Source organism: Citrobacter sp. C348 (assembly GCF_047467975.1).
Taxonomy (GTDB): Bacteria; Pseudomonadota; Gammaproteobacteria; order Enterobacterales; family Enterobacteriaceae; genus Citrobacter; species Citrobacter gillenii.
Window position 1 is genome coordinate 247778 of record NZ_JASJUJ010000001.1, and the last position, 13739, is coordinate 261516.

Here is a 13739-nt window from a genome sequence, read left to right on the forward strand (position 1 = left end):
GCCGCTTATCCCCAGAATGCAGTAATCATAATCCCAAGCTGCAGCCCTTTAGCCAGGAATGGTCGTAAAATTACCTTCCCCGTTCCGGCAGTCGAAAATTCACCGCCTCGACGTTCACCACCTGATGATTCACTCTGTCGATATCAACCGAGCTTTGCCCGGTTTCATTCACCGCATGGACGTTGGCCAGCGACAGCAGCGTGTCCTGTTTAGCCATAAACTTGCCGCGCACGTCCTGACGAAGGTCGAAGTGCATCTTCAGCGCGGGCCCAACCGCGGATTTTTGCATCACCTTAATATTGCGTAAAAAAAGATGTTGCGGTTGATTGTGCAGTTCCAGCGTCGCCCGCGTCATCTCCACGTTGGTGATGGCGACAAACGACGTTGCATTGCCTGATGAAATTTGAATACCGCGTAATGTAGACTCGAGCTGACTGTTATCCAGATGAATATTATTTAGCTTAAAGTTTTGCGGGATAGATAAATATCGCCCTTTGATGACGCCGTAACCAATTAACATGCCTGCACTCTGTTTCATATTGATATTATCAATCACGAAATTGTCACAACCATAAATAGCTATCGTGGCATTATCAATGCCCGCTTTCTTACTGAAATCCGGAGTGATGTTACGGGCATTAACGTTACGAATGATAAAGTGCTTGCCGTTCTCCACGTGGACTAACTGGCGACAATCAGAACCGGTGATATTCGCCACCACAAAGTTTTTCACCGCCTGCGCGTCCGGGTAGCTATTGTCATACGTGCTGCCCGCCAGTCCGATGCCAATTCCCCAGTTCACGTTGCCATTGGTACAGTTAATGCGCTCAATAACATGATCCGAGATGAGAATGTCGCGGTCGTTAATCGCCACATTCCACTCGATGGCATCGCCCTGCAAATCACTAAAATGACCGTTAGTGATCCGTACGCCGTCCATCTGGTTATGGAATCCCTGGCGCAGGATGCCATAGTTCGCGTGGCTGACGCTGATATCATCAATGATGAGATTGCGCATCTGCCGCGGGGTCTTGCCCCCGATATAAATTTGTGTCACCGGGCCGAAACCGCTCATCGCCAGTCCTTTGATAACACAATCTGAACCCCGCACGTCGAGGGTGATATTGTGCAGGCTCCCATTGCCCTCCCCGGTTACCTGACTTCCCTCCTGCAGAACAAACCGCCCGCGCCCGTTGCCGCTCACGCGCCCGAGTATGCGTAACGTTTTGCCCGGTGGGATAAATACGCCGGTATTCATGTTTTCACAGACCACACCCGCAGGGACCACGACGGTTTGCCCTTGAGCGAAGGCCTGGCGGAAAGAAGCGACCCAGTCATTCGGGTTATAATCCTGAATATTGACGCTGCGCGCGGCTTCCAGCGCCCTTACAGCGGGAGAATGGAGTACGACAAGCGCAGAGCCTGCCGTAATAAAGGTACGTCGGGAGAGTTTTTTCTCTGGCATACAACCTCGGTTTACAGCGCGTGCAGCAGGCTTGCTAACTGTTTATTGATGGCGGATTGATTGAATTCCGTGGCAATTTTTTCACGTGCGCGCAGCACAATCGGTGTCACCTCCTGACTATCCAACTGGCTGAACGCCGCCAGCCGTTCAGCCAGCGACTGCGCATCGTTTTCAGGCGCCAGCCAGCCGGATTTACCGGACTCCACCAGCTCAGGAATACCGCTGTGAACAGTAGACACCACCGGGATCCCCACCGCCATCGCCTCCATCAGCGCCACCGGGATCCCCTCCATGTCGCCATCCGCTCCCGTGATGGAGGGCAGCAGAAATACATCCGCCTGTTCTAACATCGCTTTGACCTGATGACTGGGCATAAAGCCGGGCATCTCAATCACATCATCGAGTTGATACTGCTCAATCAGCGTGCGCAGGCGCCGCTCCCACGGGCCAATCCCCAGAATGCGATACCGAAACGCCACACCCTGCGCTTTTAGCTGACGACAGGCTTCGATAGCCACATGCAGCCCTTTTTTCTCGGTGAGTCGTGCAACCGAAAGAATTTCCAGCGTTTCTCCAGGCGCTTTCACCTCCCGGGGAGTAAAGCGCGTCATATCAATGCCCATGCGCGATACGGCAATCTTCTGTGGCGGGCAGCCCATATTTTTTAACCGTCCGGCCCACAGATGGCTGATGGGCAGCATCAGATCGCCGCGCTGAAACAGCGTTTGGTACTCCGGGGTATAGCGGGCGAGCACCTCCCGGTGCGAAATGTCAATGCCATGAAACACCGTGGCAATTTTGCCGCTTAACACGCCCAGTTCACGCAGCTTTGCCGCCGTCACGCCCGCCGGTCCAAAGTGGGCAATAAACACGTCGGCATGATACGTTTTACGGGTTAACCCGCATATCGCCGCCAGAATCAGGTTGCGCGCCTCTTCGCCATAGCGAGAGATATTCAGCGCTTTCCAGGTCGCAGCCCGGCTAATGCCCTGCCACGCCGCAACGCCCCGGTATTGCAGCTTGGCTCGCTTGCCTTGCGGCTCGTCGAGTAGCCAGTGCGTTTTGTCTGCTAATCGGTACGCCTCATAGGCGGCATGTGTGTTTTCAAGATCGCCCTTGTGCAACGCGACAATTTCGACGTCATGACCCATATCGATAAACGCGGTTATCTGATTCAGCACAAAGGTCTCAGATGAGAGCGGAAATTTAAGCAGAAAAAAACCAACCTTCATTTTTGCTCCTCAATGCGCGTCAGTACCGATTGCACCATGCGCATGCCGTGTTCACGCTCACGCTGCACGGCCTCTTTCAGCCGTATACTGAGGGCTGGCAACTGCCCGAGCACGTCGGCCACCTGCGTTTGCAGACTGCCGTCCAGCAGATGGCTGATATCAATTGCCATCTCCGGCAGCCCCAGCTGTTGCATAATCCCCGCTGATTTATGCTCGTAGTTGATGGCAATCGCCGGGGTGTCAAAGTTCATTGAGATGATGGCGGAGTGCAGACGGGTGCCCACGGTTAACTCGCACGCGCCGAGAATTTTCCCCATTTCGAGGTCATTCAGTTCGTCCATCACCACGTGATACCGGGCCGGATCGTTAACGTACTGGCGCAGGTTCAGCGCCACCATACGGTCATCTTTGTTGTAACTGTCGATGCCGGTACAGGTTGACAGCGCCATCACCTGGTAACCCTCGTCGAGGATACGGTTCACCACCCCGGCAAACGCCTGCTCATAGGCCTGCTGCGTGGTGCCCAGACGTTTATCAAACGGCGCCAGCTCCCGTAGCGTAATGGCGACGGTTTTTTGCTGTGCCACTGTGTGTAGCCAGTGCCGGACGGCATAGCTGGGTTCAAAATCGGCCTGATGACTATCTACCAGCCAGGCGGTATCGACGCCGTGCTCCACTTTCCCGGTGGTGATTTCGCTGCGTTTCATCAAGTCCAGACTGACGGACTCACGCAAAATCAGGGCATTACAGTGGCCGAAGACGTAATTCGCCAGTTGGTTAAACTGTGCATCCTGGAACGGTCCGACGCTGTGACCGATCATGTACAGCGGCTTTTTCGCCATAAATGTGCACAGAGCATGTTCAAACTGCGGCACGCCGTACAGATCGACAAAAAACGATCCCCCCACCTGGATGATGGCGTCATAGCGCGACAGCAGACGGACAAAATCAGTAAACCCCTGGGCGATGGCGATATTGCGCAGGTTACCTGAATCGGTCACGCGCGAGAGCAAAACCTGATGCTGATAGCGCCGACGCAGGACTTTCTTCACCCGCCCCACTACGCCGGCGGCGTTATTGTGCTGCTTCATCTGCGAATACAGCGGATCGCCCATCACCGGGCGATTGAGCAGCCAGGAAGAGCTCACTGGATAACGGCTCATCACATCCACTTCCGTCTGCGGTTGCAGCGTGTTAATGGCATCCAGCAAACCGCGCAAAATGGCGCTGTCGCCACGGTTGCCGCAGGTATGGTTGCCGAGAATTAATACTTTCATCATAACCTCTTTCAATCATTGCCGGATGGCGGCTGTCGCCTTACCCGACCTACAACAAACCCAATTCAGCCTGCGCGGAGCAAGGTTTTCATTTTGTCACTGCGGCAAAACGGGCGTTTGAGTTCCGCCACCAGCGGGTGGCGCGACAGCACAATCGTCACCGCAAATGCCAGCGCGCCCGCCGCTACCTGCAGACCCAGCAGCTGGCTTAACGCCAGTTGGCCCTGCAGCACAATGCCCAGCCCATAACTAATCACCAGCGTCGGTATGGAGAGATAAAACGGCAGCCACAGGCTGAGCATGTACTGCCTGTAACTCGGCCCCAGCACCGGTTTAATCATCACGAAGTAGCTGAGAATGGTGTTGACTACCTGCACCAGCAAAAAGCCCAGCGTCACGCCCATCGCGCCTGCCAGATGTCCGCCAACGAGAATGGCCGGAATAAACAGACAGGTTTTGAAGACATTGAATTTGAAGCTGATATCAACGCGGGCTTTTGCCATCAGTAACGAACCTATCGGATTACCAACGGAGCGCAGCAGCCCAACGACGCACAGCAGTTGCAGGATCGGGACGATAGCGCGCCATTTCTCACCGAACACCAGCGGCACCAGATTGTTCGCCACCACCATCAGGCCCAGTAGCACCGGGAAGTTGATAATGCCGACCACCGACAGGAGCTTGTAAAAATTCACCCGCAGTTTTTCGCTGTCGTCCTGTATTTTGGCGAACGCCGGAAACAGCACGCGGGTGATAATCGGGTTCAGCTTGATGGGAGGGACCACCGCCACGTTCCAGGCCAGATTAAATCCGCCCGCCACGCCTGCGCCCAGCGTTCGGGCCAGCACCAGCGTGGAAAGGTTGGTATTAACATAATTGATGATGCTGTCCGCCGTCAGCCAGGCACCAAAGCGCAGATTTGACGTCACCGATGCGAGTGAAAAATGCAGACCGGGGCGATAAATCTGGCGGCCAAAATAACCAAACAGCAGCGTACGCAGCGCGCAGTTCACCAGATACCCCAGAATGGCAATCATCGCCAGCGGCCAGAAATGGGCGCCGATCACGGTCACGGTAAACCCGGCCAGCACCGCGCTGGTTTCAATCATGCCAATTTTGTTGAACGCCATGTCCTTTTGCATCAGCGCACGAAACTGCTGCCCGTGCGGGATCAGCACAAACGCCAGCGACAGCGTTTTAATCAGTGGTGCCAGCTCGGGGTTATTCAGGACATCAGCAATCGCCTCACTGAGCAGGAACATCGCCAGGCACACCAGCATCCCCAGCCCGACGTTCAGCCAATACAGGGTGGTAAGTTCAAGATAGCCAATCGCTTTGCGCTGGATAATCGAGTTGGCAATGCCGAAGTCGGAGAGCGTATCGGCCAGTGCGATAATCACCAGCGACACGGTCAGCAGACCGAACTGATGGGCGTCAATAATGCGCGCCAGCACGGTCATCTGAATCAGCCCGAGGCCAATGATGAAAATTGTGGCAATCGCCGACCACTTGGCACCGTTAAGGGTTTTTTCTCTTAAGCTCATGTTTAATACGCCGCTTTGTTAACAAAACCCTTAAACACCGTCAGAAAAACAATCTTGATATCGAACCACACGCTCCATTCGCGAATGTACTCGAGGTCAAACTCCACCCGTTTTTCCATTTTTTCCAGCGTGTCGGTTTCCCCGCGCCAGCCGTTGATTTGTGCCCAGCCGGTAATGCCTGGTTTCACCTTATGGCGCAGCATGTAGCCTTCGATAAGCGTGCGGTATTGCTCGTTGTGTGCCACCGCGTGCGGGCGTGGCCCGACGATCGACATGCCACCGGTCAGCACGTTAATAAACTGCGGCAGCTCATCCAGCGAGGTGCGGCGCAGGAAATTACCCACGCGGGTGACGCGCGGATCGTTTTGCGTCGCCTGGGTGACGACCGCGTCGTTTTCCATCACCTTCATCGAGCGAAACTTCCACACCTTGATCGGCTTGCCGTCCATGCCGTAGCGGGTCTGGCGGAAAATCACCGGTCCCTTTGAGGTGAGCTTCACAGTCAGCGCAATGCCGCACAGCACCGGGGAAATCAGCAGCAGGATTAGCGAAGCCAGCACAATATCCTCCGCGCGTTTCAGCAGGCGATTAATACCCGACAGCGGCGTGTCGTACAGCGGCACCACCGGCACGCCGTTCATCTCTTCAATGCGTGAATGCAGGATGTTGAAGGTAAAGACGTCGGGGATCAGGATCACCGAACAGGTGGTGTCGGCCAGGTCGCGCACCAGTTTTTTTACGTGGGTGCCGTCATTCATCGACATGGCGATATAGACATTGTGAATGCGGGCAGCTTTAGCGTCATCCACCAGCTGTTGCAGATTTCCGGCCCAATCCCGGGAATTGCGTCCGGGTTTTGGGTCGTGATAGACGCCTGCCACTTCAAAGCCCAGCCACGGTTCATGGCGAAAGCTGTCCAGCAGCAGCTGTCCGGCAGGGAGATCGCCCGCTACCGCCACCCGACGGGTGTTATATCCACGATTGCGCAGCCACCCTGCAATGTAGCGAATAAACGCACGGCACAGCAGCAGACCGACGCTGGACAGCAGATACCACGCCAGCCAGACGGCGAGTCGGTTATCAAAATCGTTGTTAAAGGCAATTAACCCCGCGCTGAAGACCAGGCTCAGCGTCCAGTTTTGCAGCAGCAGCACCAGCTCGGTGGAAATTTTGACCCCGCGCCAGGAACGGTAAAAATCGGTGATCCCCCCCAGCATCTGAAAAACCACCAGCGTGATCAACGCCACCAGAAGGTGCATGTACAGGAAGGGCAAACCGCTCAGTTCACAGACCAGCCACAGTCCGCCAAACATGATGGTGATATCTGAAAAGCGTTGCACCATTGAGATTAACGACGCATTGGTTTTCGCGCGTTGGCGCTTTTTTAGATGTGTCATCGTGGTTCCTGTTAGTCACCCCTTGCCCACTGTAGGGCAAGGGAAGCACCGGCATTACTGATTCAGCAACGCCAGAAGAGTGCGCGTTCGCGCTTCCATCAACGGAATGTCTCCGCGCGATTCCACGTTCAGGCGCACCACCGGCTCGGTATTGGAGGAACGTAAATTGAAGCGCCAGTCGACAAACGACATGCTGATACCATCGGTTCTGTCCACCGCCAGCGCCTCGCCGGAGAAATGCTGCTCTACCCGGTCAATCGCCACCTTCGGTTCTGCCAGAGTGCTATTGATTTCCCCGCTCGCCGGATACGCCGCCATGCGATCGCGAACCAGTTCGCCAAGCCGCTGTCCTTTCAGGCACACCAGTTCCGCTACCAGCAGCCACGGGATCATCCCGCTGTCGCAGTAGGCAAAATCACGAAAATAGTGATGGGCGCTCATTTCGCCACCGTAAATGGCATCTTCATGACGCATTCGTTCTTTAATGAAGGCATGACCGGTTTTCGACATCACCGGCTTACCACCCGCCGCCGTCACCACATCGACCGTGTTCCACGACAGACGCGGGTCATGAATGATCTTCGAGCCCGGATTTTTCTCCAGAAACGCCTCCGCCAGCAGGCCGACAATGTAGTAGCCCTCAATAAACTGGCCGTTCTCATCAAACAGGAAGCAACGGTCAAAATCGCCGTCAAAGGCAATCCCCATATCCGCGCCGTATTCAATCACCGCATTACGGGTATCCGCCCGGCATTCCGGCAGCAGTGGGTTGGGAATACCGTTCGGGAAGGTGCCGTCAGGCGTGTTGTGGATTGTTATCAATTCAACCGGGACACCAAGAGCCTGAAAACGGGCTTCAATGGCGTCCAGCACCGGGCCTGCCGCGCCGTTACCGGCGTTAAGCACCAGCTTCATCGGTTTAAGGTTTTTGACGTCGATGTAACCAAGCAGATGGTCAATGTAAGCCGCGCGCGGATTGATGGCGGTGTAACGGCCACGTCGGGACGCATCCACAGGCGGGAAGTCGTTGGCTTCCGCCAGCCGTTGGATCTCGCGCAGACCGCTATCGCCGCTGATGGGCCGCGCGCCCTCACGTACCAGCTTCATGCCGTTGTAATCCAGCGGATTATGGCTGGCGGTCACTTCAATACCGCCGTCCACGCCGAGGTGGAAGGTGGCGAAGTAAATCTCTTCGGTACCCGACATGCCGATATCCAGCACATCCACGCCCGCATCCAGCAGCCCTTTTGCCAGCGCCATCTTCAATGCGTTGCTGGTCAGGCGGACATCACCGCCCAGCACCATGGTTTTCGGTTGCAGATACTCACCGCAGGCGCGGCCAATGCGCCAGGCGATGTCTTCATTGAGCTCTTCGCCCAGCCTGCCGCGAATGTCGTAGGCTTTGAAACAGGTTAATGTCGTCATGTTTTACCCTTCTTCAGGCAACAGTTGGCCCTGACTCTTAATGAGCCTTTTAATGAGTGTTAAATGCATTGCCCGGTGCGCTTCACTTACCGGGCCTACGGTGTTGTAGGCCGGATAAGCGCAGCGCCATCCGGCAAGATATTCAGTGCCTACACCCGACCGTAGCGATCGGCAAAGCGCACTACGTCGTCCTCTTCGAGGTAGGATCCCGATCGCACTTCAATCAGATCGAGCGGGATTTTTCCGGGGTTCTCCAGACAGTGCGTCGCTCCCAGAGGGATATAGACAGACTCGTTTTCGCCGAGCAGTTTGATGTCATCATCGATCGTCACCTTCGCCGTCCCAGCCACCACCACCCAATGCTCTGCGCGGTGATGGTGCATCTGCACCGACAATCCCTCGCCAGGTTTTACGGTAATGCGTTTAACCTGGTAACGTTCTCCGGCGTCGATGGAGTCATACTTGCCCCACGGGCGGTACACTTCGCGGTGAATATGATGCTCATGGCGGCCGTCAGCTTTAATCTGCTCCACCACTTTTTTCACATCCTGGACCGCGTTGCGATCGGCTATCAGCACCGCGTCTTTGGTCTGCACCACCACCAGGTCTTTCACTCCGACTGTGGTCACCAGCCCGGACTCCGCGTACACGTAGCTGTTTTCGGTTTTATGGCTGATCACGTCGCCGTGATGCACGTTGCCTTCGGCGGTATGAGCGCTGATCTCCCACAGCGAAGACCACGATCCCACGTCACTCCAGCCCGCGCTCATTGGCATCACCACCGCGTCCGCGGTATGTTCCATCACCGCATAGTCCACCGACTCTTCCGGGCAGGCGAGAAATGCCGCTTCATCGACGCGGATAAAATCGAGATCGGGATCGACCGTACTCATTGCCTTTTCGCAGGCGCTCAGAATATCGGGGCGGTACTTTTTCAGCTCTTCCAGATAGCGCCCGGCACGAAACAGAAACATGCCGCTGTTCCAGTAATAGTCTCCGCTTGCCACGTAGGCTTGTGCGGTGTCCTGATCCGGTTTTTCCACAAACTGTGCCACCGCAAAGGCAACCGTATCGGTAGTTGCGGGGCAAACGTCACCGCGACGAATATAGCCGTAGCCGGTCTGTGCCGAGTCCGGCACGATACCAAATGTCACCAGCTTGCCCGCCTCGGCATAAGGCATCGCATTGCGAACCGCCTCGCGAAACGCCTCTTCGTCGGTAATCACATGATCTGCCGCCAGCACCAGTATCAGCGGGTCAGCGTCCGGACTGTGACGTTTTGCCGCCAGCGCGGCCAACGCAATCGCCGGGGCGGTATTACGTCCGGCGGGTTCCAGAATGATATTTTCGGTCAACTTGTTGAGTTGTCTGAGTTGTTCGGCAACGATAAAACGATGCTGCTCGTTGCAGATAACCACCGGGCTTTCGCACTCCACGCCGTTCAGACGGCATATCGTGGTTTGCAGCATGGTGAGTTCGCCCTTCAGGCACAGGAACTGCTTGGGATACAGGACGCGGGACAGCGGCCACAACCGGCTACCGGAGCCACCGGCCATCACCACCGGAAAGAGTGTGCGTTGACGCATGATTTATCCCCGTATATCTGCAATAAATTGGCTAAGCACGCGGTCTTTTTCCAGCGTGCGTTCGGCATAGTCACGTGCCACCGTGTTGATGTCAGGCATAATTAGCGCCTGGGTAATTCCGGCCACCAGCGCGCTCACCGACTCCGGCTCCACGCATACCGCAATCCCCGGATGGTCCTCGCAGAGCTGGCCCAGTTCGGTATCAGGCTCCGCGGTGATCACCGCATTGCCACCCACGGCAAGAATATTGGTCAGCTTGGAGGGCAATACCGCATCCGCCGCACCGCGCTTTTGCACCACTAAATGACAGTCGGCCATCTTCAGCAGCGCAGGCAGTGCGTCATAAGATTGCAGGGGAAAAAATTTAACGTTTTCCAGGCCGCGCTCGCGAACCCTGTTTTCCAGTCGCGCCTTGCCGCCGCCCTGCCCGACAATCACAAACAGCCAGGGCTGAGCACTAAGCTCGTCGGCGGCATCAATCACGCTCTCCAGTCCCTGCTTTTCACCGATGTTGCCCGAGTAAAGAATGATTTTTTTTCCTTCAGGCACACCGAGTTTTTGCCGCAACGTCCGGGCATCATCCGCGGTCACGTCGCGAAATCGCGCCACTTCCGACCAGTTAGGAAAGAAGATGACCTTTTCTTCAGCGACCCCTTTTTCCTGCGCTTTATTCATCATCGAACGCGAGATGGTTGAGACATAGTCGACGTTATGCAGGCCGCTGCGTTCAAACGCGCTGGCCAATGTGGCCACTTTGCCGCCCCTGCTGTTCCCGGCCATTCCGAGGCCAAGCATGGCGTCAACTTCATAATCCTGAATGTGCAGCAGCGTGCGTGCCCCGGAGAGTTTCGCCAACAGGCGCATCCCCGGTGTGCAAAACAGCGTCGGCACCACGCCAATAATGCGATCGGGCTTCCAGCGTCGTTGCGCCATCAGCGGGAAAAAACTGCTCACGGCAAAACTGCCCAAATGCAGCAGACGTTTCAGCGTTGAGGGCTGCTTTGGCACATACAACGGACAGCGCCAGACGGTGGCATCGCCTTCTTCCCGACGATAACGCCAGGCGGAATAACGGCCGTTCACTTTCCACTGCGGGTAGTAAGGCGGCGCGGTGATCACCCGAACGTCATGCCCGGCTTGCGCCATCCACTCCACCATTTCGCCGGTGTATTTGCCGATCCCGGTCAGTTCCGGCGAATAATTAATGCCGTACACCAGAATTTTCATAAGCCCGGCACTCCGGCCTGACGTTGCGGCATAAAGTACGCCCGGCTGTTATCGTGAACGTTATCGCTGGCCAGCAACGCCTGCGGCGTCAGCCAGCAGTAGTCGTCATGCTGGGAATCGGGCAGACGCAGGTCTGCCTCGCTCACCTTCAGACGAAAACCGAGCACCACATAATGGGTGGTGAAATCGGTGCCCGAAAAGTTATCGTCATAGAAGTGCTGCCAGACGCCGTAAAACTCCGCGGAAGACAGCGGCAAACGTAACCCCAGTTCCGCCAACGTCAGGCGCTCAAACGCGTTCTCAAGCCGTTCATCCTTCTGCACCCGTCCACCCGGCACAAACCAAAGTCCCTGGGCGGGACGGTTGAGGCGTTGGCCCAGCAGGTACTCACCGCGCGCATTTTCCACCAGCAAATCAATGGAAATCAGCGGTGTACAGCGTACTACCGTGGCAAATTCTTCCTGACGTAAAAACATATTTACCCCCGGTACCGCTGCTGATTTTCAAGGAACCACTGATACGTGCTGGCAAGCCCGTCCTCCAGCGAGACCTCGTGGTACCAGCCCAACTGGTGTAAACGCGTAACATCCAGCAATTTGCGTGGCGTACCGTCCGGTTTGCTGGCGTCAAACACCACGCGACCTTTGTAGCCCACGACCTTCGCGACCGTCTGCGCCAGCTCGCGAATGGTGCAGTCCACGCCGGTTCCCACGTTGATGTGCGACAGCATCGGTTGGGTATGTTCCTGCCAGACCTCGCGGTCCAGTTCCATCACATGAATGCTGGCGGCAGCCATGTCATCCACGTGCAGGAACTCGCGCATTGGCGTGCCGCTCCCCCACACCACTACATCCGGCGCATTTTGTGCGCAGGCTTCATGAAAGCGGCGCAGCAGTGCCGGGATCACGTGCGAGTTACTCGGATGAAAGTTATCCTGCGGCCCGTACAGATTGGTGGGCATCACCGAGCGGTAATCACGACCGTACTGACGGTTATACGACTCGCACAGTTTGATCCCGGCGATTTTGGCAATCGCGTAGGGCTCATTAGTGGCCTCGAGCGTTCCCTGCAACAGTTCGCTTTCACCCATCGGCTGGTTGGCCAGCTTCGGGTAAATGCAGGATGAGCCGAGGAACAACAGCTTATTCACGTTATGGCAGTGCGCCGCGTGAATGATGTTGCTCTCAATCATCATATTTTCGTAAATAAAATCAGCGGGGTAAGTATTGTTCGCCACGATTCCACCCACCTTCGCCGCCGCCAGGTACACCTGGTCGATACGTTCGGTGGCAAAAAAATGCTGCACCGCACGGGCATCCAGCAGATTCAGTTCATCACGGGTACGCAGCACCAGCTCCACGTTGTCGCGCGTGGCCAGCAGCCTGACGATGGCGGACCCCACCATCCCGCGATGGCCCGCCACAAAAATACGTTGTTTCATCATCCTCAGTACTCCAGCGCGATGGCGACCTCATAGCCGTGAGATTTCAGCAGAGAATGTTTCTTCGCCGCTTCCAGATCGTTGGCAACCATTTCACTGACCATCTGGCTCAAGGTGATTTCCGGCTTCCAGCCTAGCTTGTCGTGCGCTTTTGCCGGGTCACCGAGCAACGTTTCGACTTCTGCCGGACGGAAATAACGCGGATCGACCGCAATCATCACGTCACCCGGCTTAACGCCCGGCGCATCGTGTCCGGTCACCGACACGACAATGCCTTTCTCCTCAACGCCCTGCCCTTCAAAACGCAATTTAATACCCAGCTGCGCGGCCGCCATTTCGACAAACTGGCGCACGGAATACTGCACACCGGTGGCAATAACAAAATCTTCCGGCTGATCCTGTTGCAGCATCATCCACTGCATGCGTACGTAATCTTTGGCGTGGCCCCAGTCGCGCAGGGAATCCATGTTGCCGAGATACAGGCACGACTCCAGCCCCTGCGCAATGTTGGCAATCGCCCGGGTAATTTTGCGGGTAACGAACGTTTCGCCCCGGCGCGGAGACTCATGGTTAAACAGAATGCCGTTGCAGGCGAACATGCCGTAGGATTCACGGTAATTGACGGTTATCCAGTAGGCGTACAGCTTGGCGACAGCATACGGAGAACGCGGGTAGAACGGCGTGGTCTCTTTCTGCGGCGTTTCCTGTACCAGGCCGTACAGTTCAGACGTGGAGGCCTGATAGAAGCGGGTTTTCTTTTCCAGACCGAGGAAGCGGATCGCCTCCAGCAGGCGCAGCGTACCAAGCGCATCGACGTCCGCGGTGTATTCCGGGGATTCAAACGATACTGCCACGTGGCTCATTGCCCCGAGGTTATAGACTTCATCCGGCTGAACTTCCTGTAAAATACGGGTCAGGTTGGAGGTATCCGTCAGATCGCCGTAATGCAGATGAAATTTTGGATTACCCGAGTGCGGATCCTGATAAATATGATCCACTCGCTCGGTGTTAAACGACGACGCACGACGTTTAATCCCATGAACTTCATACCCTTTTTCCAACAGAAGCTCTGCCAGGTAAGAACCATCCTGCCCGGTTACGCCAGTAATGAGAGCGACTTTTGACATGTTTACACCTCTTAAATG

The 13739-nt window shown here is 55.9% G+C and carries 11 protein-coding genes; all 11 read right to left on the minus strand.

Annotated features, from left to right (window positions below; genetic code table 11):
• Positions 1–70 precede the first annotated feature (70 nt).
• Positions 71–1465: a colanic acid biosynthesis protein WcaM gene (gene wcaM, locus QNN86_RS01275; protein ID WP_181617257.1), complete on the minus strand. Its 1395-nt coding sequence runs from the start codon at positions 1463–1465 to the stop codon at positions 71–73.
• Between the two features lie 11 nt (positions 1466–1476).
• Positions 1477–2697, minus strand: a complete 1221-nt coding sequence (wcaL, locus tag QNN86_RS01280; protein ID WP_279277964.1) for a colanic acid biosynthesis glycosyltransferase WcaL — start codon at positions 2695–2697, stop codon at positions 1477–1479.
• Positions 2694–3974: a colanic acid biosynthesis pyruvyl transferase WcaK gene (gene wcaK / locus QNN86_RS01285; RefSeq protein WP_181619495.1), complete on the minus strand. Its 1281-nt coding sequence runs from the start codon at positions 3972–3974 to the stop codon at positions 2694–2696. Before wcaK ends, wcaL begins: the two co-directional genes overlap by 4 nt.
• A 65-nt stretch (positions 3975–4039) precedes the next feature.
• Complete coding sequence (locus QNN86_RS01290) at positions 4040–5518, minus strand: MOP flippase family protein (protein WP_181617259.1); 1479 nt, start codon at positions 5516–5518, stop codon at positions 4040–4042.
• Between the two features lie 2 nt (positions 5519–5520).
• Entirely contained in the window at positions 5521–6915 is a 1395-nt protein-coding gene (gene wcaJ / locus QNN86_RS01295) for an undecaprenyl-phosphate glucose phosphotransferase (RefSeq protein ID WP_181617260.1), read from the minus strand.
• Positions 6916–6969: 54 nt separating this feature from the next.
• Positions 6970–8340 carry a colanic acid biosynthesis phosphomannomutase CpsG gene (cpsG, locus tag QNN86_RS01300; RefSeq protein ID WP_181617261.1) on the minus strand — a complete coding sequence of 457 codons (1371 nt, stop codon included), beginning with the start codon at positions 8338–8340 and terminating at the stop codon, positions 6970–6972.
• Positions 8341–8489: 149 nt separating this feature from the next.
• Positions 8490–9926 (minus strand): mannose-1-phosphate guanyltransferase, encoded by a 1437-nt coding sequence (gene cpsB, locus QNN86_RS01305; RefSeq protein WP_181617262.1) that lies wholly within the window; start codon positions 9924–9926, stop codon positions 8490–8492.
• A gap of 3 nt (positions 9927–9929) precedes the next feature.
• Positions 9930–11153 carry a colanic acid biosynthesis fucosyltransferase WcaI gene (gene wcaI, locus QNN86_RS01310; RefSeq protein WP_181617263.1) on the minus strand — a complete coding sequence of 408 codons (1224 nt, stop codon included), beginning with the start codon at positions 11151–11153 and terminating at the stop codon, positions 9930–9932.
• Positions 11150–11629 (minus strand): GDP-mannose mannosyl hydrolase, encoded by a 480-nt coding sequence (locus tag QNN86_RS01315; protein WP_115258101.1) that lies wholly within the window; start codon positions 11627–11629, stop codon positions 11150–11152. Before QNN86_RS01315 ends, wcaI begins: the two co-directional genes overlap by 4 nt.
• A 2-nt stretch (positions 11630–11631) precedes the next feature.
• Complete coding sequence (gene fcl, locus QNN86_RS01320) at positions 11632–12597, minus strand: GDP-L-fucose synthase (RefSeq protein ID WP_181540670.1); 966 nt, start codon at positions 12595–12597, stop codon at positions 11632–11634.
• A 2-nt stretch (positions 12598–12599) separates the two neighbouring features.
• On the minus strand, positions 12600–13721 hold the full coding sequence (gmd, locus tag QNN86_RS01325) for a GDP-mannose 4,6-dehydratase (protein WP_181617264.1): 1122 nt from the start codon (positions 13719–13721) through the stop codon (positions 12600–12602).
• Between the last annotated feature and the right edge of the window lie 18 nt (positions 13722–13739).

Excerpts from the sequence above, each read along its gene's own strand:
- wcaM (WP_181617257.1), bottom strand. The coding sequence starts at position 1,465 with ATGCCAGAGAAAAAACTCTCCCGACGTACCTTTATTACGGCAGGCTCT.
- wcaL (WP_279277964.1), bottom strand. The coding sequence starts at position 2,697 with ATGAAGGTTGGTTTTTTTCTGCTTAAATTTCCGCTCTCATCTGAGACC.
- wcaK (WP_181619495.1), bottom strand. The coding sequence starts at position 3,974 with ATGAAAGTATTAATTCTCGGCAACCATACCTGCGGCAACCGTGGCGAC.
- QNN86_RS01290 (WP_181617259.1), bottom strand. The coding sequence starts at position 5,518 with ATGAGCTTAAGAGAAAAAACCCTTAACGGTGCCAAGTGGTCGGCGATT.
- wcaJ (WP_181617260.1), bottom strand. The coding sequence starts at position 6,915 with ATGACACATCTAAAAAAGCGCCAACGCGCGAAAACCAATGCGTCGTTA.
- cpsG (WP_181617261.1), bottom strand. The coding sequence starts at position 8,340 with ATGACGACATTAACCTGTTTCAAAGCCTACGACATTCGCGGCAGGCTG.
- cpsB (WP_181617262.1), bottom strand. The coding sequence starts at position 9,926 with ATGCGTCAACGCACACTCTTTCCGGTGGTGATGGCCGGTGGCTCCGGT.
- wcaI (WP_181617263.1), bottom strand. The coding sequence starts at position 11,153 with ATGAAAATTCTGGTGTACGGCATTAATTATTCGCCGGAACTGACCGGG.
- QNN86_RS01315 (WP_115258101.1), bottom strand. The coding sequence starts at position 11,629 with ATGTTTTTACGTCAGGAAGAATTTGCCACGGTAGTACGCTGTACACCG.
- fcl (WP_181540670.1), bottom strand. The coding sequence starts at position 12,597 with ATGATGAAACAACGTATTTTTGTGGCGGGCCATCGCGGGATGGTGGGG.
- gmd (WP_181617264.1), bottom strand. The coding sequence starts at position 13,721 with ATGTCAAAAGTCGCTCTCATTACTGGCGTAACCGGGCAGGATGGTTCT.